Source organism: Kitasatospora azatica KCTC 9699 (assembly GCF_000744785.1).
GTDB lineage: Bacteria > Actinomycetota > Actinomycetes > Streptomycetales > Streptomycetaceae > Kitasatospora > Kitasatospora azatica.
The window spans coordinates 5,019,843-5,039,190 of record NZ_JQMO01000003.1; the positions used below are offsets into that span (position 1 = coordinate 5,019,843).

At 73.9% G+C, this 19,348-nt stretch carries 13 protein-coding genes; 8 read left to right on the top strand and 5 right to left on the bottom strand.

The window, feature by feature from the left end:
- Window positions 1–18: 18 nt before the first annotated feature.
- Window positions 19–1,776, bottom strand: coding sequence for a glycoside hydrolase family 15 protein (locus BR98_RS33015; RefSeq protein WP_035850743.1), 1,758 nt, complete (start codon window positions 1,774–1,776; stop codon window positions 19–21).
- A 134-nt stretch (window positions 1,777–1,910) separates the two neighbouring features.
- On the opposite strand from BR98_RS33015, the gene BR98_RS33020 reads away from it, so the two are divergent.
- The 8 genes from BR98_RS33020 to BR98_RS33050 all read left to right on the top strand — a co-directional run bounded on the left by BR98_RS33020 (window position 1,911) and on the right by BR98_RS33050 (window position 10,410).
- Window positions 1,911–2,717 carry an SAM-dependent methyltransferase gene (locus BR98_RS33020; protein ID WP_035850746.1) on the top strand — a complete coding sequence of 269 codons (807 nt, stop codon included), beginning with the start codon at window positions 1,911–1,913 and terminating at the stop codon, window positions 2,715–2,717.
- Window positions 2,714–4,042, top strand: a complete 1,329-nt coding sequence (locus tag BR98_RS41770; RefSeq protein ID WP_232247794.1) for a GGDEF domain-containing protein — start codon at window positions 2,714–2,716, stop codon at window positions 4,040–4,042. The genes BR98_RS33020 and BR98_RS41770 overlap by 4 nt, the downstream gene beginning before the upstream one ends.
- Window positions 4,039–4,830 carry a putative bifunctional diguanylate cyclase/phosphodiesterase gene (locus BR98_RS41775; protein ID WP_157538027.1) on the top strand — a complete coding sequence of 264 codons (792 nt, stop codon included), beginning with the start codon at window positions 4,039–4,041 and terminating at the stop codon, window positions 4,828–4,830. Before BR98_RS41770 ends, BR98_RS41775 begins: the two co-directional genes overlap by 4 nt.
- A 179-nt stretch (window positions 4,831–5,009) precedes the next feature.
- Window positions 5,010–5,816 (top strand): glycosyltransferase family 2 protein, encoded by an 807-nt coding sequence (locus tag BR98_RS33030; protein ID WP_083977276.1) that lies wholly within the window; start codon window positions 5,010–5,012, stop codon window positions 5,814–5,816.
- Window positions 5,813–7,168: a glycosyltransferase family 2 protein gene (locus BR98_RS33035; protein ID WP_051970682.1), complete on the top strand. Its 1,356-nt coding sequence runs from the start codon at window positions 5,813–5,815 to the stop codon at window positions 7,166–7,168. The genes BR98_RS33030 and BR98_RS33035 overlap by 4 nt, the downstream gene beginning before the upstream one ends.
- A 7-nt stretch (window positions 7,169–7,175) precedes the next feature.
- The gene (locus tag BR98_RS33040) at window positions 7,176–8,516 is read left to right on the top strand and encodes a lipopolysaccharide biosynthesis protein (RefSeq protein ID WP_051970684.1); all 1,341 of its coding nucleotides are present in this window, start codon (window positions 7,176–7,178) and stop codon (window positions 8,514–8,516) included.
- Window positions 8,513–9,589 carry a glycosyltransferase family 2 protein gene (locus tag BR98_RS33045; RefSeq protein WP_232247795.1) on the top strand — a complete coding sequence of 359 codons (1,077 nt, stop codon included), beginning with the start codon at window positions 8,513–8,515 and terminating at the stop codon, window positions 9,587–9,589. The genes BR98_RS33040 and BR98_RS33045 overlap by 4 nt, the downstream gene beginning before the upstream one ends.
- The gene (locus BR98_RS33050) at window positions 9,586–10,410 is read left to right on the top strand and encodes a polysaccharide deacetylase family protein (RefSeq protein WP_232247796.1); all 825 of its coding nucleotides are present in this window, start codon (window positions 9,586–9,588) and stop codon (window positions 10,408–10,410) included. Before BR98_RS33045 ends, BR98_RS33050 begins: the two co-directional genes overlap by 4 nt.
- A gap of 57 nt (window positions 10,411–10,467) precedes the next feature.
- Here the strand turns inward: BR98_RS33050 and BR98_RS33055 are convergent, their stop codons facing one another.
- Genes BR98_RS33055 through BR98_RS33070 form a run of 4 tightly spaced genes read right to left on the bottom strand, consistent with a single transcriptional unit; the run spans window position 10,468 to window position 19,194 of the window.
- A complete protein-coding gene (locus tag BR98_RS33055; RefSeq protein WP_035850749.1) occupies window positions 10,468–11,811 on the bottom strand; it encodes a family 16 glycosylhydrolase in 1,344 nt (447 codons plus the stop codon).
- Window positions 11,812–11,825: 14 nt separating this feature from the next.
- Window positions 11,826–13,700, bottom strand: coding sequence for a hypothetical protein (locus tag BR98_RS33060; RefSeq protein WP_051970687.1), 1,875 nt, complete (start codon window positions 13,698–13,700; stop codon window positions 11,826–11,828).
- Window positions 13,679–16,129 carry a phosphotransferase gene (locus tag BR98_RS33065; RefSeq protein WP_035850752.1) on the bottom strand — a complete coding sequence of 817 codons (2,451 nt, stop codon included), beginning with the start codon at window positions 16,127–16,129 and terminating at the stop codon, window positions 13,679–13,681. Before BR98_RS33065 ends, BR98_RS33060 begins: the two co-directional genes overlap by 22 nt.
- Entirely contained in the window at window positions 16,126–19,194 is a 3,069-nt protein-coding gene (locus tag BR98_RS33070) for an HAD family hydrolase (RefSeq protein WP_035850755.1), read from the bottom strand. The genes BR98_RS33065 and BR98_RS33070 overlap by 4 nt, the downstream gene beginning before the upstream one ends.
- Window positions 19,195–19,348 lie beyond the last annotated feature (154 nt).

Consider the following 19,348-nt stretch of genomic DNA (forward strand, 5'->3'; position numbering starts at 1 on the left):
GGTTCAGCTCACGCGCCCTCAGCTCCCCGCCAGCGTGAACGCCGCGTTCACCAGCGCCACATGACTGAACGCCTGCGGAGTGTTCCCGAGCTGACGATCCGTCAGCGGATCCCACTCCTCCGACAGCAGTCCCAGGTCGTTCCCCAGTCGCACCGTCCGGTCGAACAGCTCGTGCGCCTGGTCGCGCTCGCCGATCGTGGCCAGCGCGTCCGCCAGCCAGAACGAGCAGGCCACGAAGGCGCCTTCGGTGCCGGCCAACCCGTCCTGCCGGTACCGGCGGACGAACCCGCCGTGGTCCAGCCGGTCCCGCACCGCCGCGACCGTGCGCCGCGCCCGGGGGTCGTCCGGTGGCAGGAATCCGGTCTTCACCACGAACAGCGTGGCCGCGTCCAACTCCCGCCCGCCGTAGTGCTGGACGAAGACGCCGAGCCGCTCGTCGTAGCCGTGCTCGCAGACGTCGGCGTGCACGGTCTCGCGCAGTGCCCGCCAGCGGTCGAGCGGCGCGGGCAGGCCGGTGGCCTCGGCCAGTTTGACGGCGCGGTCGGCGGCCACCCAGGTCATCACCTTGGAGTGGACGAAGTGCCGGCGGCGGCCGCGTACTTCCCACAGACCCTCGTCCGGTTCGCGCCAGTGGGTCTCCAGGTAGGCCATCAGCGAGCGCAGCAGCCCCCAGACCTGGCGCTCCATCGGGACCCCGGCCGCGAAGGCCAGGTGCAGGGTGTCCACCACCTCGCCGTAGACGTCGAGTTGGAGTTGGCCGACGGCCGCGTTGCCGAACCGTACCGGCGCCGAGTCGGCGTAGCCGGGCAGCCAGGCCGCCTCGGTCTCCGGCAGTCCGCGTTCGCCGGCGACGCCGTAGACCGCCTGCAGGTCCCCGGGGTCGCCGGCGATGGCCCGGAGCAGCCAGCGCCGCCAGGCCGCCGCCTCCTCCCGGAATCCGCCGCGCAGCAGCGCCGACAGGGTCATGCTGGAGTCGCGCAGCCAGCAGTAGCGGTAGTCCCAGTTGCGTTCGCCGCCCAGCACCTCGGGGAGCGCGGCGGTGGGCGCGGCGACGATCCCGCCGGTGGGCGCGTAAGCCAGTGCCTTCAGGGTGATCAGCGAGCGCAGTACCGCGTCCTGCCAGGGCCCCTGGTAGCGGCAGCCGTCGGCCCAGTGCTGCCAGCGCTCGGTGGTCTCGCGCAACTCGCGGGCGGGGTCGACCCGGTGGGCGCCGGGTCGGTGCGAGGGCTGCCAGGTGAGGACGAACGGGATGCTGTCGCCGGCGCGGACGGTGAACTCCGAGCGGGTGGCGCCGTCCTGACCGTAGGTGTGCACCCCGTCGGGGACTCGCAGCCAGGCCGAGTCGGGTCCGGCGACCGCGACCCGGTGGTGGTCGGTGCGCCGCACCCAGGGCACGATCCGCCCGTAGTTGAACCGCAGGCGAAGGTCCCCGGCCATCGGCACCTCTCCGGCCAGGCCGGTGACGATCCGGATCAGTTGCGGATTGCCCTCGCGCTGCGGCATGAAGTCGGTGACCTGCACCGTTCCGCCCGGTGCGGTCCAGCGGGATTCCAGCACCAGTGTGCCGTCCCGGTAGTTGCGGGAGACCTGGTAGCTTTCGGGGTCATTGGGAGCCAGTCGCCAATGGCCGTGTTGCTCCTCGCCGAGCAGTGCGGCGAAGCAGCTCGGCGAGTCGAAACGAGGCAGGCAGAGCCAGTCGACCGAGCCGTCCCGGGCCACCAGGGCGGCGGTCTGCAGGTCCCCGATCAGGGCGTAGTCCTCGATCCGTCCCGCCATGCGGCCATTGTCCGCTGCACTGGGAGAGTCGGCAGGCCCACCAGGCGGCCGCGCCGCCGCCGCTTGCGGTGAGCACGCGTCCGTAGGATGATCTTTGTGCCTCTTGTCTATTTCTGTGTCGGAAGGGGTCCCTGATGCGGCGACCGTCGTGGGTGCCCGCGGGTATGGATCTTGACCGGCCGGCAGCGGCCCGCGTGTACGACTACTACTTGGGTGGTTCCCACAATTTCGCGGCCGACCGCGAGATGGCGCGCAAGGCCATCGAGATGTGGCCGGACCTCCCGCTGATCATGCGGGCCAACCGCGCCTTCCTGCGCAGGTCGGTCACGTTCCTGGCCGAGCAGGGCTTCACCCGCTTCCTGGACATCGGCTCCGGCATACCGACCTTCGGCGCGGTGCACGAGGTGGCCCGGCAGATCCAGCCGGACAGCCGGGTGGTCTACGTCGACAAGGACCCGGTCGCGGTCGCGCACAGCCGGCTGCTGCTGCAGGACGACAAGCTCAGCGCCGTGGTCGACGCCGACCTCACCAACCCCGAGGACCTGCTCTCCCGCCCCGAAGTGGTCGAGCTGCTGGCGCCCGGCGAGCCGGTGGCGCTGCTGCTGGTCGCGGTGCTGCACTTCGTCACCGACGAGCAGGACCCGGAGGGCATCCTGGCCACGCTGCGTGACGCACTGCCGAGCGGCAGCGCGCTGGCGATCTGCCACGCCTCGCTGGAGGGCCGCCCGGACCAGGCCGAGACCCACCAGGCGCTGTACAACCGGACACCCACCCCGATGACCATGCGCGCGGCCGACCGGATCAACCGCTTCTTCGACGGCTTCGAGCTGGTCGAGCCCGGCGTGGTCTACCTGCCGCAGTGGCGCCCGGACGAGCCCGCCGCGGTCGGTGAACACCCCGAGCGGATGGTCGGCCTGGTCGGCGTGGGGCTCTTGCCGTGACCAGACCCCAGCCGGCAGGCGACCGCACGCTGACTCCCACCGCCGGGCAGCGCTTCCCCGACCCGGCGCAGTGGGGGCAGCTGCTGCGCAGCAGCCAGGGGGCCGCGATGCACCCCGACGCGCTGCACCGGCTGGTCAGCCGCACCGCCGAGCTGCTGCACCAGGCCCAGGCCGAGGCGCTGCTGGACACCGGCTCGGCCGCCGAGGCCGGCGCGCTGCTGGTCGAGGCGCACTTCACCGACCCGGACCTGCTGGCCCGGGCGATCGGCCTGCTGCAGGCCGGCGGCGCCGGGCAGCCGCACAGCGCCGAGCTGGCCGGGGCGTTCGCGGCCGGCTGGGCCGAGGCGCTGCGCGAGCGCACCCTGCAGGAGCAGGAGGCGATACGGCTGGCCGCGGACACCGCCCGCCGGGAGGCCGAGCGCGCGCTGCGCGAGTCCGAGGCCCGGTTCCGCGCACTCTTCGAGAGCGCCGCGATCGGCATCGGCATCGGCGACGTCGAGGGCAACATCCTGGCCGTCAACAAGGCGTTGCAGGAGATCTTCGGCGCCCGCCCGGAGGACATGCAGGGCCGCCGGGTCAACGACCTGGTGCACCCCGAGGACAGCCCGGGCGTCTGGGAGGCGTACGAGGAGCTGGTCAGCGGCAAGCGCGAGCACTTCTCCTTCGACAAGCCGTACTACCGCCAGGACGGCGAGGTGGTCTGGACCCACCTGACCTGCTCGCTGATCCGCGACGACGACGGCACCCCGGTCTACCAGGTGGCGATGCTGGAGGACATCACCGACCGTTACCGGCTGCAGGAGCGGCTGCGCCACCAGGCCACCCACGACCCGCTGACCGGCCTGCCCAACCGCTCGGCCTTCTTCGAGCGGCTGGAGGCGGTCTTCGACGCGCCCGAGCCGGGAGCCAGGTTCGGGCTGTGCTACGTGGACCTGGACGGCTTCAAGGTGGTCAACGACAGCCTGGGCCACGAGATGGGCGACCAGCTGCTGGCCGCCGTCGCACTGCGGCTGGAGTCCGCGCTGCGCCCGCTGGGGCACCTGGTGGCGCGCCTGGGCGGCGACGAGTTCGTGGTGCTGCTGGAGGACTGCCGGGGCGAGCAGGAGGCGGTGGCGGCGGCCAAGACGGTGCTGGCGGCGCTCGCCAAGCCGGTGCCGATCGACGGGCACCGCCTCGCGATCGGCGCCAGCGTCGGGGTGCTGGAGCGGCCGGTCGCGGCGACCACGCCGATGGCCGCCGTGCGGGCCGCCGACCTGACCCTGTACCGGGCCAAGGAGGAGGGCCGCGGCCGCTCTTCGACCCGCAGCGCAACGCCCGCGCGGTGAGCCGCTACGCGGTCTCGGTGCGGATGCCGGTGGCGCTCGATCGCGGTGAGTTCTTCATCGACTACCAGCCGCTGTGCAACCTGGTCGACGGCCGGCTCTCGGCGGTGGAGGCGCTGGTCCGCTGGCGTCACCCGCAGCTGGGCGTGCTCGGCCCGGACGAGTTCATCGGCACCGCCGAGGAGACCGGCCTGATCATGCCGCTGGGCCGCTGGGTGCTGGAGCAGGCCTGCGGGCAGGCCGCCGACTGGGTCGAGCAGTTCGGCGACCGGGCGCCGCAGATCAACGTCAACCTGGCGGTCCGTCAGGTCCGCAACGCCGGACTGGTCTCGGACATCGACCGGATCCTGCGCTCCTCGGGCCTCGATCCCAGCCGGCTGCAGCTGGAGATCACCGAGAGCGCCGTGGTCGGCCCCGAGGACGAGTCGCTGCGGGCCCTGCACTCGCTGGTGGACATGGGCGTCTCGCTGGCCATCGACGACTTCGGCACCGGCTGGTCCAACCTGGCCTACCTGCGCGACCTGCCGGTCTCCAGCCTGAAGATCGCCGGCTCCTTCGTCAGCGACCTCAAGGACTCCGGACGCGAGCAGGTGCTGGGCTGGCGGATCGTCGGCGGCCTGGTGTCGCTGGCCCACACGCTGGGACTGACCGTCACCGCCGAGGGCGTGGAGAACGCCGACCACGCGGAACGGCTGCGCTCGATGGGGTGCGACCGGGCGCAGGGCTGGCACTTCGGGCGTCCGACTCGGCCGCAGGAGATCGCCCGGCGAATCCTCGAATCGGACAAATAGCCACAAACCTCTTGACGTGGGCCGCTTTCGGCGCCCATGATGGGCCCATCGGGGGTGTTTTTGGGGAGGCCAGTGGGGGACGTGAGCGGGGGGCCAGTGGGGAGCGGGGGAATCTAATCCGCCAGGGCAACCCGTGTGCCTATCAGGCCCTGCCCTTGCCTCAGGAGAGGCAGTTCGCGATGACTTCCACTATGCCACCGAGGACCGTGCCGCCGAGCACGGACTACGGCCGTCGGGCTGACGACCGTCTGCTGCGCCGGTCCGGTGACCGGTCCCAGGTCAGACACACCGTCAGTCTGGTCGTCCCGGCCCGCGACGAGGCCCGCAACATCCCCTGGGTGTTCGAGCAGATCCCGCGCTGCGTGGACGAGGTGGTGCTGGTCGACGGCGATTCGCAGGACGCAACGCTGCGGATGGCCAGCACCTGTCTGCCGAGCGTGCGCAGCGTGCGCCAGAGCGGTCCCGGCAAGGGCACCGCACTGCGCACCGGCTTCGCCGCCGCCACCGGCGAGTACATCGTGATGATCGACGCCGACGGCTCGATGTCCCCCGGCGAGATCCCGCACTACCTGCACTTCCTGGACCACGGCTACGACTTCGTCAAGGGCTCGCGGTTCCTCTCCGGCGGCGGTTCGCTCGATCTCACCGCCGTCCGCTCGCTCGGCAACCGCGCCCTGCTCGCCGTAGTCAACCGGCTGTACGGCGCGCGGCTGACCGACCTCTGCTACGGCTACTGCGCGTTCCGGCGCGGCTTCCTGGACACCCTGGAACTGACCGCCAGCGGCTTCGAGATCGAGGCCGAGATGATCGCGCACGCGCTGCGCAAGGGACTTCGGATCGCCGAGGTCCCCAGCCTGGAACTCCCTCGCCGCAGCGGGCGCTCGCACCTGCATGCGGTCTCGGACGGCCGACGGGTACTGCGGACCCTGATCGCCGAGCGCCCAGGCGCCCGGCCCGCACAGACGAAGGCCGTGGGGGAGCGATGAACGGCTCCGACCGGTGCGCCGAAGCGGCCTGCCCCCGCCTTGCCGCCCGCGACTCGCTCTACACCCCCGTCCGGGTCGTCGAGCTGGACCTGGACAACCCGTGGGAGCTGCGCTCCCCCGCAGGCCAGGGTCCCGCCCACCCCGACGGACGCGTGTTGGCGTTGGTGCGGCTGCACGGACACCCGCTCGGACTGGTTTCTGCCACCGGCGCTCCTGGCCACGAAGCCGGGCTGTGCCGGGCACTGGTCGATGCCGCTCATCGCGAACTCGCCGTACCGATCGCCCGACACCTCGCGGCCGACGCCGCGTCCACCGGCGCCCCTTCCGCCACCTCAACCACCGCAGCCCCCGGAGCGCGCCCCTGTCGGGCGGGCCGCGCCCGGGTGCTTGCGGATCCGCCCGCGATCAGCGCCGTGGTCGCCACCCACAAGCGGGTGGACATGCTGCGCGGCTGCCTCGACTCCCTCCTGCGGACCGGCTATCCGTGGGTCGAGGTGATCGTGGTCGACAACGCCCCGGACAGCGGGCAGGCCGCCGAACTGGTGCGCACCCGCTATCCGGGGCAGGTGCGCTACCTGGCCGAGCCGGTGCCGGGCGTGGCCAGCGCACACAACCGCGCACTGCCGCTGCTCCGCAGCGAGATCACGGCCTTCGCCGACGACGACACCCTGGTGGACGCCGACTGGCCGTTCGCGATCGCCGAGACCTTCGCCCGCTCACCGCGGATCGGCTGCGTGACCGGGCTGATCCTGCCCGCCGAACTCGCCACCGCCGCGCAGGCCACCCTGCAGGCGCACGGCGACTACGAGAAGGGCTTCGAGGAGCGCAGCTACTCGCTGGACCAACCGCCCGACGACCCGCTCTTCCCGTTCGCCGCCGGCCGGTTCGGCTCCGGTGCCAACATGGCGTTCCACACCGAACTGCTGCGCCGGATCGGCGGGTTCGACCCGGTGATCGGCACCGGGACGCGCGCGCTCGGCGGTGAGGACCTGCTCTCGCTGTTCCGGGTGGTGGCCAGCGGCAGCACCCTGGCCTACCAGCCCGAGTCGATCGTCTGGCACCGGCACCGGCGCAACCCCGAGGCGCTGCCAGTGCAGGCCTTCAACTACGGTGCGGGACTGGCCGCCTACGTGATCGCCGCAGTGCTGGCCGAGCCCCGGCTGCTGCCTGCGCTGCTGCGCCGGCTGCCGCGCGGCATCGCCTACGCGCTCTCCCGGGCGCGGATCGACCCCGCCCCAGAGGGCGAGTGGTCGCGTCGACTCTCGCTGCTCGAACTCCAAGGGCTGCTCTACGGACCGGTCGGCTACCTGCGCAGCCGGTACCGCGCACGGCAACTGCCGCAACGGAGCTGAGCACGCCATGGCCACCCGCACCGCTCCCGCCCGGCTACCGCAGCAGTCGCTCTGCCGACCGTATCCGACCATCCTGCGGGCCCGCTTGCGGTCCGCCCTGGCCACCGAGCCGCTGCTGCGCAACGGGCATGTGCTGACCATCAGTTCTGTGCTCACCGCCGGCCTGGGCGCGGTCTTCTGGCTGCTCGCCACCTCCTGGTACAGCGCCGACACCGTGGGCCGCAGCTATGCGGCGCTGGGCACGGTCGCGCTGCTCGCCGGGATCGGCCAGTTGAACCTGGACGACCTGCTGGTCCGCTTCGTGCCGGTGGCCGGCCGGCGCACCCGCCGCCTGGTGCTGCACTGCTACGCCGTCGGCGCGCTGTGCAGCGCGCTGGCGGCGCTGCTCTTCCTCCTCCTGCTGCCCGAACTCGCCCCGAACCTGGGCTTCCTGCGGCATCCGGCGCTCGCCGCCTGCTTCGTGGCCGCCACCGCCGGATACGCGCTCTTCGTGCTCCAGGACGGCGCGCTGACCGGACTGCGCCGGGCCAACTGGGTGCTCGGCGAGAACGCGCTGTTCGCCGTGGTCAAGACCGGGCTGCTGGTCGGCTGCGCCGCCTGGGCGCTGGACTCGGGCATCCTGCTCTCCTGGACCGGCGCCCTGATCACCTCGCTGCTGGTGACCAACTACTTCCTGCTCAAGCGGGCGGTGCCGGTGCACCAGGGCGGCGACCGCGGCGGCACCGCGCCACCCCAGCGGCTGGTCGGCTACGCCGCCGCGGACTACTTCGGCGCCATCTTCCGGATGGCGGCCTACGACCTGATGCCGCTGCTGGTCCTGAACATCCTCGGCGCCGCACCGAGCGCCTACTTCTCGCTGGCCTGGGTGATCGCCTACACGCTCTACCAGGCCGCCTACAACATGGGCAGTTCGCTGATCGTCGAGGCGGTGCGCGAACCCGGCCGGCTCGGCGAGCACGGCCGCCGGGTGCTGCGGCACACCACCCTGGTGCTCACCGCCGTGATCCTGGCCGTCGAGGTGGCCGCGCCCTGGCTGCTGGGGCTCTTCGGCCCCGACTACGCCGCGCACGGCACCGGCGTACTGCGCCTGCTGGTGCTCGCCGCGCTGCCCAACCTGCTGGTCAGCGTGGCCATCGACGTGGCCCGCGCACGGCGCCGGCTGGTCTGGGCGATCGTCCTCCAACTCGCGCTCTGCGCCATGGTCCTGACGCTTGGCGTACTGCTGCTTCCGGTGCTCGGCATCGCCGGGGTCGGGGTGGCCTGGCTGGTGGCCGAGGGTGCGCTCTGCGTCCCGCTGCTGGCCACGCTGCCGCGCTGGCTGCCGGCACCCGCGAGGAGGTCACAATGACCAGTGAAACCGGGATGACCAGCGACGCCGGGACGAGCAGCGACGCCGGGATCACCAGCGACACCGGGACGGCCGGTGGCCCGGCGGCGGCGCCGGTGCCGTGCCGGCCGAGCCTGTCCGTGGTGATCTGCGCCTACACGGTGGACCGTTGGGACGACCTGCGGGCCGCGATCCGCTCGGTCCGGGCCCAGCGGCCGCCCGCCGACGAGATCGTGCTGGTCGTCGACCACTGTCCGGAGCTGCTCTTCCGGGCCCGCGAGACCATCGACGGCGTCCGGATCGTCGGCAACCAGGAGCACCAGGGCCTGTCCGGGGCCCGCAACACCGGGCTGGCGGTGAGCCACGGCGACGTGATCGCCTTCCTGGACGACGATGCCGAGGCCTGCCCCGACTGGACCGCCCGACTGCTGGACGGCTACCGCGACCAACGGGTGCTCGGCGTCGGCGGCCTGGTCCGGGCGAACTGGGAGGCCGGGCGGCCGCGCTGGTTCCCGCGCGAGTTCGACTGGGTGGTCGGCTGCTCCTATCGCGGCCTGCCCGAACACCGCTCGCCGGTACGGAACTTCATCGGCGCCAACATGTCCTTCCGGCGGTCCGAGCTGCTCGCTGTGGGCGGCTTCCGCACCGATCTGGGCCGGATCGGCAGCCGCCCGCTCGGCGGCGAGGAGACCGAACTGTGCCTGCGGGTCAGTGCCCGCACCCCGGACGCCGTGCTGCTCTACGAGCCGGGCGCGGCGGTCCGCCACCATGTGCCGGCCCGGCGCGCCACCTGGACCTACTTCCGGGCCCGCTGCTACGCCGAGGGGCTCTCCAAGGCGGTGGTGGCCCGGTACGCCGGCGCCGGCCCGGCCCTGGCCAGCGAACGCGGCTACCTGCGCTCGGCGATCCCTCGGGCCTTCGTGCACGGCCTGCGACCGGGCGGCGACGCCTCCCCGCGCACCACGGCCGCACTGGTCACCGGGGTCGGCAGCGCCGTGCTGGGCTACGCGGTCGGCCGGCTGCGGGTGCTGTGGAGCGCACTGGCGAGCCGGGCCCGGCTGCTGGTCGGCCCGTCGGCGGGGGGCCCGCCATGACCGAGGTACCGGTGCTGCTCTACCACTCGATCTCCGACGACCCGCCGTCCTGGATCGCGCCGTTCACCGTGACCCCACGGGTCTTCGTCGAGCAGCTCGACCGGCTCATCGACAGCGGCCGCACCGTGCTCCCGCTGCGCCGGCTGGTCGCGGCCCAACGCGGTGGCCACCCGCTGCCCGAGCGCGCCGCGGTGCTCACCTTCGACGACGGATTCGCCGACTTCTACTGGGCGGCGGCCCCGGCGCTCACCGCCCGTGAGCTGCCCGCCACCCTCTTCGTGACCACCGGCGCCGTCCATCCGCCCGGGATCGAGGCCGAGGGCAGCCTGCTGCCGTACGCGCCGATGCTGACCTGGCGTCAGATCACCACCCTGGACGCGCTCGGCTTCGAGATCGGTGGCCACTCGCGCACCCACCCGCAGCTGGACACCCTGCCGGGCCGCCGGCTCTGCGAGGAGATCGCCGGCTGCAAACGGCAGTTGGAGGAGGCGCTGGGGCATCCGGTGGCCGCCTTCGCCTACCCGCACGGCTACTTGAGCGCGACGGTGCGGCGCAAGGTGCAGAAGGCCGGCTGGAGTTCGGCCTGTGCGGTGGCCAACGCCTTCAGCTCGCCGGCCGACGACCCGCTGCGGATCGCCCGGTTGATGGTGATGGCCGACACGCCGGCCGAGCGCTTCCAGGAGTGGCTGGACGGCGTCGGCGCGCCGGTGGCGCCCTACCCGGAGCACTGGCGCACCCGGGGCTGGCGGGCCTACCGTCGGCTGCGCGCCAAGATCGGCCGCCCGGTCGGCGGCCCGCCGGCCGAGCCGACCACCGCTTAGCGCCGGTCCGTACCGGGTAGCCGTCCGCGGCAATCGTCGACAGTCATCGTCCGCAGGTCAGTGCTGCCAGATCCGCACCCAGTCCACCTGCATGGTGGCGGAGTTCACCGATTCGGGCGGCGGGCTCGGGAAGCCGACCGCGAGGTTGAGCAGCACCTCCATCGCCCCGGTCGGGATCTTGGCCGGGTCGGTCACCTTGAACCGCTGCACCCCGTCCACGTACCAGGTGACGGCGTCGCTCTCCCAGTCCACGGCGAAGACGTGGTAGCCGGCCGCGAAGTCCTGCGGTCCGTAACTGCCCTGCTCGATCTGGTCCGAGCCGTCGGGCGCCGGCCAGTGCAGGGTCAGCTCTACGGACTGGGTGGTGCCGATGAACTCCGCCGCGTCGATCTCCGGCGGGACGCTGCGGGTGTCGGGCATCAGCCAGAAGGCCGGGAACATCCCGCCGGCGGCCGGGACCCGGACCGCCGCCGCGAAGTAGCCGTGGGTGAAGGTGTGTCGCGGGGTGGCGTTCCAGGAGTCGCGGCCGGTGCTGACCATGCCGGAGCGCCAGGAGTACTGATGGCCGTCGGTGCCTTTGGTGTTCTCCCGCTGGGCGGTGAGGTTCAGCGCGCCGTCGGCCAGCTTCACCTGGCCGGGCAGGTACCACTCGAGCTCGTTGTTGCCGGAGTTGGTGCAGCCGCCGTCGTTCCAGTCGTAACAGGTGGTCCAGTCGGCCGAGTTCAGCGTGGAGCCGAGGAAGTCGTCCTGCATGACCAGATGCCACGGGCCGGGGGCGGCCGGGGCGGAGGGGCCCGCCGAGTTCCGCGACCCGCCGCCCGCCGCCCCCGCTGGGCTGCCCGGGCCCTTTCCGCCCGCACTGCCGCAGGCGGCGGTGAAGGCGAGCAGCCCGGCAGCGGCCAGTGCGGCGGCGGTGCGGGCGTGGCGGCCCCGGCCGGTACGGGAGTCGGGCTTGGCCGAGCCCGGCTTTCCGGCGACGGGCGACGGGCTGGCCGCCCCGCCGCGGTCGGCCCGTCGGCCGAGCCACCCGGTGAACAGGGTGAGCAGCGTGGTGACGGTGGCCAGCGCGGCCAGCGCCCGCACGGTGCTGAAGCCACGGGTGAGGTAGAGGCCCTCGGCGGTCAGCGCGGCGCAGGACAGACTGAGCGCGACGGTCAGCACACCGGCCTCCAACGCCTCCATCCGCTGGCCACGGGCGGCGAGCAGCACGTCGGCCGCCCGGACCGCCGCGCCACCGGGGCAGACCAGGACGAAGGCCGTGGCGATCGCGACCCGCAGCGGGGTGACGGCGCCGGGCAGGGCGGTGGCGGCCAGCGCGAGCCAGCCGGAGAGCGCCAGGGCCAGGGTGAGCGGCGAGCCGGGGAGCGGCCACCGGCCGGTCGGGGGCAGCGGATTCCGCATCGGATTCCTCCCGGTCACGGGTTCGGGACGAAGCGGTAGACCACCGCGTCGGAGTTGCGGTACACCAGGGTGAACCGGGGCGAGCCGGCGGCGGCCGCGTCCAGCCGGGCCACCGTGTCGGCGGGGAACACGCCGGTCAGGAAGCACTCGGCGGCCTGGGCGCGGTTGAGGATCAGGTAGGCGGGGGTCCCGCGGGTCGTGTACGTCACGTAGGACTGCAGGCCGGCCAGCGGGTTCTGGGCCAGCCGTGCCTTGATCTCCGGTGGACCGTCGATCATCTGGATCCGGTTGTGGTGGTCGTAGCCGAAGGCGCTGCCGGGCGCGTCGCCGGTGACCGTGACGATCAGCGCGCCCGGTGGCGCGGTGTCGAGCACGAAGCGGGTGGCGGCGACCTCCTTGGTGCTGAAGTAGTTCATCGCCTCCTTGCTCTCGTAACCGAAGAGCAGCCCGCCGATCATGGCCAGCAGCACCGCGACCACCCCGACCGCCCGCAGCCGTGGGCGCGGCCCGCGCTGCAGGAGCAGCGTGGCGGCCAGGAAGGCGGTGGCCGGCAGCGCGAACAGGTAGACCCGGAAGACCATCTCACCGCCGTAGCTGTTCGCGGCGAGCATCGGCAGCGGGGCGATCGCGAGCAACGGGATGCCGGTGCGGCGCACCCAGGGGCGGCGCACCAGGGCCAGCACGGCCAGCACGAAGACGGCGGCGGACAGCCCGCGGTCCACCCAGTCGACGATCACCTGTCCCGGCGCCGCCGCGCCCAGCCCCGCCAGCCCGGAGGTGACGTTGCCGTCCGGCCTGGTCAGCGCGCTCAGGAAGTCGTGCAGGTTGGCGGCCAGATACGGCCGGGCCACCGTGCTGTCCCAGAGCACCATCAGGACCAGCGCGCCGGCCAGCGCGGGCAGCACCACCCGCCGGTTGCGGCGCGGGATCGCCAGCGCGATCAGGGTGCAGACCAGCATCACCGGGGTCAGCTGGTGGGAGGAGACGATCACCGCCTCGATCAGCAGCACCAGCGGGAGCCGGACCAGCCAGCCGCCGTCGGCCCGCTGCGGCAGTCGCCAGGGCGAGGCGCCGCGTTCGTCCCCGGCCGGGTCACCCGGCCCGAGCAGGCCGGGTGACCCGGCCTTGCCGGGTTTGCTGGGTTTTCCGGGGCCGGGCAGCTGGCGCAGCACCATGGCCAGCACCACGACGTACAGCACGAAGGCGAAGGCCTGCGGGGCAAAGTAGTCCTGGCCCACCCAGGAGCAGGAGAAGAAGATCCAGACTCCGCCCCAGACCAGCCTGCGGTCCCGGGTGACCGCCCGGTAGAGCAGCAGCAGCGGGGCCACCAGCAGCGCGTTGACCACCACCGGCGCCCAGTTCGCGTAGCCCAGCGCCGAGTGCAGGCCGGTCACCTTCAGCACCAGCCAGTTGAGGACGAAGAAGCCCGGCCACTGGTTGTAGATGTCCAGACCCTGCGCGTCGGGGACCGGACCGCCGTGCCGCAGCATGGCGTCGACCACCGCGACGTGCTTCCAGGCCCAGGCGTAGCGCAGCTCCGGGTAGAGCAGCGCGGGTGTCGCGTGGATCATGCCGATCAGGCCGAGCAGGTACCCGGCCAGCCAGCCCTGCCGGATCCCGCGGTCGTGCAGCGCGCAGCCGAAACCGACGGTGAGCAGGACCAGCGCGACCCAGAACAGCACCGGCAGCACCTGGATCAGCCCGAGGTCGGCCATCTTGTCCAGCGCCACCCGGCGCAGCGAGAGCAGCCAGAGCAGCAGCGCCACCGGCAGGGCGGCCCGGACCGCGATCGCCCAGGCCCGGTTGCTCTGCTGCCCGGCGCCCGGCGGCCGGCCGCCGCGGGGCCGGGTCTGCAGCAGACGGGCGGTCAGCGCTGTTCGGTCGGCCATCGGGCCGCCTCCGCCAGCACCGGGGCCACATTGCGGGCCACCCACCAGTGGCTGCGCCCGTACTGCGGTGCCTTCGCCAGGTTGGCCGCCAGGTGCCACAGCCAGGCCAGCAGCGGCAGCGCGGCCGGATCCGGGGCCTGGGCGCGCCCGACCGCCGCGGTCTCGATCAGGCCCAGCTCCTCGGGGGAGAGCGCCCCGCCGCGCAGCAGGTCGGCGATCACCGCGCCGAGGTCGCAGTCGCCCGCCCGGCGGCGCAGCGCCAGCACGAAGTAGTAGAGGTCGATCACCGCGGGGCCGTCCGGTCGGGCATCCTCCCAGTCGAGCATGCCGGTGACGTGGTCGCCCGCCTCGTCGAGCAGGACGTTGCCCGGATGGAAGTCGCAGTGGGTCCACGCGGTGTACAGCCGCAGATCCGCCAGGCCCGTGTGCAGCCGCCCGCGCAGCGCGGAGAGCCCCTCGCCGCCGGCCGTGCGACGGCACCAGGGGATCTGTGCCGGCAGCAGGGCCAGCGGTTGGTCCACCCAGGCGGACAGGTGGCGGTCGGTCGGCTCGTCCTGCCCGGTGGCCCGGTGCAGTCGGGCGACGGCGGCCAGCGACAGGGCGGCCAGCCGGGTGCTCCGCTCCGGTCGGCGGTCCATCAGGTGCTCGGCCGTCACTCCGGGCAGCCAGCTCTCGGCGGTCAGCGGCAGCGGCCCGGACAGTCGGCACTCGGTCGGGCGCGGCAGCAGCCGACGGGTGTCGGCCAGCCGCTCGTCGGCGGCCAGCCGCCGCAGGACATCCGACCCGTGGGCCAGCGCCGCGCGGGACTGGACGCTGCGTGGGTGCTTGACCGCGAGGTCGACGGTGTCGGTCCCGGCCAGCCGCAGCACCAGGACGTCGGCGCTGCTGCGCCCGATCGGGCGCAGTGTCGCGGGGGCGGTGTGCAGGCTGCGGGCCAGCCGCCGGGCCGTCAGGTGGTCCGCGGGAGCCCGGAACAGGGCGGGCCGGCGCAGCGGGAGCAGACCCTGGAGGGTGGCCCAGAGGCCGGCGGGTGCGGGTTCGGGTGCGGGTTCGGGTTCGGGTTCGGCCTTCATGGTGGCCTCCGGTGCGGGTTCGGCGGCCGGCAGCCACCAGGAGCGGCGGGCCAGCAGGACGGCCGCCACCGCGCACTGGGCGAGCAGCCAGGCCAGCCCCGCGCCGGCGATGCCCAGCGGCGGCAGCAGCAGCGCGGTCAGCCCGAGCACCAGGGTGACCAGCACCGCCAGCACGGTTACCACCAGGCGCATCCGGCGTCGCACCCTGGCCACCCCCACCACCACGGTGACCAGCAGGTTGGGCAGGGCGGACAGTGCGAGCAGCCGCAGCACCGAGGTGCCGCCGCGCGCGTAGTCGGCGCCGAACAGGGTGAGCAGCCAGGGCGCGGTGACCACCACGACGAGCACCGCCGCACCGAGCAGCGTCCCGACGTGGCGCAGCACGTGCAGGCAGTGCCGACGCAGCAGCGCCGGACTGTCGGCGGCCTCCACGATCAGCGAGGCGGACATGTTGATGGCGAACTGGTACAGCGCGTAGCCGATCAGCCAGGCGATCGAGAAGTACGCGCTGGCGGCGGCGCCGAGCCGGTTGAGCACGACGATCGGCGGCAGCGTGATCGCGGCCAGCCAGCAGAGCGAGCCCACCCAGTCGGCGGCCAGGTACCCGAAGGTGGGCGCGGCGGCCGGCCGGTTGTCGGCCTGCTCGGGCGCCCGGCGCTGGTGGCGGGGGATCGCGCGGGCGAACAGGAAGGTGTTGGTGAACGCCAGGGCGATCACCAGTCCGCCGCCCCAGGAGCCGAGGATCCCGGTGTTGGCACCGGCACCCGCGAGCAGCACCAGGAAGAGCACCTTCGCCACCGCGAACAGCGCGTTCTCCAGCACCACCCAGTCCGCCCGCCGCAGCCCGGTCAGCACGCCGTCCTGCATGACGAAGATGGCGTAGCCGGCGGTGGCCACGGCGAAGGCGGTGCCCAGCAGCGGAGTGTGCAGGAAGGCAAGGGCGGGCACCAGGTGCGGCACCAGCAGCACGAAGCCCGCGCCGCAGGCCAGCGCGGCGGTGGCCGCGGCCAGGTAGCCGAGCAGCACCAGGCGCCGGGTCCGCCGCCCGGCGGGCGGGACGAAACGGATCATGGTGTTGTTCAGGTTGAGCTGGCCGACTCCGGACAGGAAGAGCACCACCGAGACGGCGGCGTAGGTCCGTCCGACGCCGTCGGGGCCGTAGAGGTGGGCGGCGAGCGCCCAGTAGGCCGCGCCGACGCCGGCCGTCAACAGCGAACTGACCGTCAGCAGATGTCCGTTGCGCAGCAGCGGGTCGGTGCGGGAGATCGCCGCCCACCAGGACGCGGGTCGCAGCCGCCGCCCCGTCCACCGGCGGGACGGGAGCCGCTTGCCCTGCTGGACGGCCGAGGAATTCATCGGGGCGGCCGCCCTTCCGCCGCCCGGGCCCGGGGTGAACCGGTCGAGCGGCGACGTGTGCGGGCGGCGGCGGTGGCACGGGCCGAGACCTGGGCGGTGACCCGGGCCAGCCGGGCGATCCTGGCCGGGGCACCGGGCCGGCCGGCCTCCGGGACGGCCAGCAGCGCGAGCAGGGCCTCGGTCTCGGGCGGCTGGAAGAGTGGCTTGCAGAACGGGCAGCCGCCGGGCGGATGGCCGATCAGCCGCCCCACGGCCGCGGCCAGCCCCGCCTGGTAGCGCGGGCGCAGCACCGGCACGCCGGCGGCCCGCAGCTCGGGCGCGGCGTTGCCGGGTGCGAGCCCGAGCTCGGCCCAGCGCAGCAGCGCGAGGTCGGCCGGGCCGTCGCCGACCGCGAGCCGGGGGACGGCCTCGCCCGCGCCGAGCAGCCGGAGTAGTGCTTGCACGCCGTCGCGCTTGTCGGTGCCGCGCGGCACGAAGTCGCTCTGCGCGTCGCCGGGCACCACGGTGTAGCGGTCGTCGAGCTCGGGGTCGGTGAGCAGTCGCGCCACGGTCTGCGGTGCCAGCGCCGTGCGGTGGCGGCCGGAGCCGGTCGAGGCGCGCACGCACCACTCGGAGAGCGGGTCCACCCAGACCTCGGGCAGTTCGGCCAGCCGCTGCCGCAACCCGTCCTGCCGTAGCCTGTGCTGCCGCAGCTGGTCCGGCTGCGACTCGGACCAGCCGGCCGGCAGGCGCAGTTCGACGCGGTCCCGGACGGCGTCGAAGCAGACCGCGCCGTACTCGGCCACCCCGCCGGCCAGCCGGTAGACCGCGCAGCGGTCGCGCAGCTCCGGGAGCGAGCGGCCGGTGGCCAGCAGTGTCCGGTAGCCGTGGGCGCGCAGCGCACGCAGCGCGAGCATGCCCTGCGGTGCGGAGCTGGGGAAGCCGAGGATGTCGGCCTCCAGGACACCGTCGATGTCCAGCACGCACCACGGGCCGGCCGGCTCGAGGTCCAGGTCCGCGAGGTACACCTCGGCCAGGAAGCGCTGCACGATCCGGGCGTTGAGCCGGCGGAGCTGCTCGGGCGGGACCGCGGGCTCGACGCCGAGCGCGGCCATCCGTTCCACGTCCCAGGCGTGCACCAGCTTGAGCAGGCACCAGCGGGCGGCGGGGACGGTGGCGCCGGTCAGCTCGGTGAAGGCGGTCAGCAGGGCGTCCTCGCTCGCGGCGTCCGGGGCGAGCACGGCGGCGCCGGCCAGGTCGAAGGCGGCGTCGTAGCTGGCCAGGTCGCGATGGCTGAAGGCGCCCTCGGCGAAGTCGGTCTTGCGGTGGCTGCCGTCCGCGGCCGCCACCCAGCGCTGCGGGGTGGTCCGGCCGTCCACCACGCAGGGCCGGTCGGCGGCCAGCAGGGCCCGGACCAGTGGGTGCAGCAGGGTGGGCCGCAGCGCCAGGTCGAGTCGGCCGAAGACGGGGGCGAGCAGGCGGGCGGCGATCTCCCAGACCGGCTGGCGGCCGGCCAGCTCCAGACTGCGGTCGGCGGGGCAGGCGAGACGGTGTCGGCGGGCGGCGACATAGCGGGCCACCTCGGCGGGGGTGACCGTGGACGGGCGGGCGGTGCGGGGTGTTGCGGGCAGCGGGGGCGTCGCGGGCTCGGGCGGCGCTGCCGGCGCGGATGGCGGCGCGGGCAAGGGAGGCGTCACGGGCGTGGGGGGTGTCGCCGGCTGCTCGTCGGGGAGGCGTTCGCGGAGCAGGACGCCGTCGGCGAAGCCGTACACCCGGGGGACCAGACCGGGCAGCGCCGCGGCGAGCAGGGCGGCGTGTTCCCCGAGGTAGCCGATGCCGGCCCACTCGGCGAGCAGGGGAAGCTCGAGCGGGCCGGCCGCGGGATCCTCGAGCCGGGCGGTCAGCGGGACGGCGAGGTGTCGGGCCCGTGAGACCGGGCCCGGTTCGGCCGCCGTGATGCCGGTCAGTCGTCGGCCCGGTGGCAGCAGCGCGGGCAGCAGTCGGGCCAGTGCCGCCGGTCGCAGCTGCGCCCCGGCCCGCCAGTCGCTGCCCGGCAGGATCTGGCAGGGGTAGCGGAGCAGCACCGGCGGCACCGCCCCGTCCGCGTCGAAGGTGGCGAACAGCGGGAGCACCGCCTCGGTGGCGAACCCGGTGCGTTCGGCCCGGGCGCAGACGGCGGCCAGCGAGCCGCCGGTCACCGGAGGGTCGTCCAGCACCAGGACGGCTCCGCCGCGGTCGCGGATCCGGCGGACCTCGGCGGCGCGGCCGGGCAGCAGGGGCAGGCCCGGACGAGTGGTGCCGCTGCGCACGGACCGGTAGCCGAGCCTGCGCAGGGCGGCGGCGGCCAGCGGGCCCAGGTAGCTGCCGGAGGTCCGCACCCCGAGGACCAGGAGTGGGCGGTCGCGGTCGGGGTGCGCGGCGGCGAAGCGCTCGACCAGGGCGAGGACGTCGGCGGGGTGCTGGTCGAAGCTGCAGAAGCAGCAGGGTGGGCGGAGCAGCCCGGCGGTCGGGGCCCGGCCGCGGCCGACCCTGCCTCGGCCTGGCAGTGGGGCCGGGCCGTCGGGGCGGGGGCCGGATGCGGTGGCGGGTGAGTTGGCGGGTGCGGTGGCGCTGTCGCCGAGGTTCCGCAGGCCGTCGAGCACCCGCTCGGCGAGCGCGTCGGTCAGAGTGCCCGTGGCCGCGCACCAGTTGCGCAGGCCGCGGCGGCCCGGCACGGTGAGTGCGGCCGCGGTGGCCAGGTCGAGGCCGCCCCGGGCGAGGCCCAGGGCGGCCCGGGTGGCCGGTGCTTCGGTGTGTCGGCCGAGGTGGTCGGCCAGCCGCCGGGGCGGCCAGGAGACGCCCTGCAGACGGTCCTCGGCGACCTGTAGGGCGCCGGCGGCCAGCAGGTAGGAGTCCAGCCAGTGGCCCGCGTCGAGCGCGGCCCGCAGCCGGTCGGTCAGCTGTCCGAGATCGGCCTGCAGGTCGACGACCTGCTCGGCATCCCGCTGGTCGGCGTCAGGTCGATCGGCCGGTCCGTCGGCAGCCGGATACCGAGGACCCGGGTCGCGGTTCGCGTCGGGTCCGGTCAGCGCCGGTGCGTCACTCATGGTTACGGCTCCCATGGCTGGAACACCCCCACCTCGGACACCTGCTCCGCTCAGCTGCCGAACGGAGAGTCCGGGCCGTGGGCTGCGAGGCGACGGCCCCCTCACTCCCTGGCTCGCACTCTCGGCTCGCGCTCACCAGCAGTCAACGGCTAAC

Coding starts and splice junctions, on each gene's coding strand:
- BR98_RS33015 (WP_035850743.1), bottom strand. CDS start 1,776: ATGGCGGGACGGATCGAGGACTACGCCCTGATCGGGGACCTGCAGACC.
- BR98_RS33020 (WP_035850746.1), top strand. CDS start 1,911: ATGCGGCGACCGTCGTGGGTGCCCGCGGGTATGGATCTTGACCGGCCG.
- BR98_RS33030 (WP_083977276.1), top strand. CDS start 5,010: ATGACTTCCACTATGCCACCGAGGACCGTGCCGCCGAGCACGGACTAC.
- BR98_RS33035 (WP_051970682.1), top strand. CDS start 5,813: ATGAACGGCTCCGACCGGTGCGCCGAAGCGGCCTGCCCCCGCCTTGCC.
- BR98_RS33040 (WP_051970684.1), top strand. CDS start 7,176: ATGGCCACCCGCACCGCTCCCGCCCGGCTACCGCAGCAGTCGCTCTGC.
- BR98_RS33045 (WP_232247795.1), top strand. CDS start 8,513: ATGACCAGTGAAACCGGGATGACCAGCGACGCCGGGACGAGCAGCGAC.
- BR98_RS33050 (WP_232247796.1), top strand. CDS start 9,586: ATGACCGAGGTACCGGTGCTGCTCTACCACTCGATCTCCGACGACCCG.
- BR98_RS33055 (WP_035850749.1), bottom strand. CDS start 11,811: ATGCGGAATCCGCTGCCCCCGACCGGCCGGTGGCCGCTCCCCGGCTCG.
- BR98_RS33060 (WP_051970687.1), bottom strand. CDS start 13,700: ATGGCCGACCGAACAGCGCTGACCGCCCGTCTGCTGCAGACCCGGCCC.
- BR98_RS33065 (WP_035850752.1), bottom strand. CDS start 16,129: ATGAATTCCTCGGCCGTCCAGCAGGGCAAGCGGCTCCCGTCCCGCCGG.
- BR98_RS33070 (WP_035850755.1), bottom strand. CDS start 19,194: ATGAGTGACGCACCGGCGCTGACCGGACCCGACGCGAACCGCGACCCG.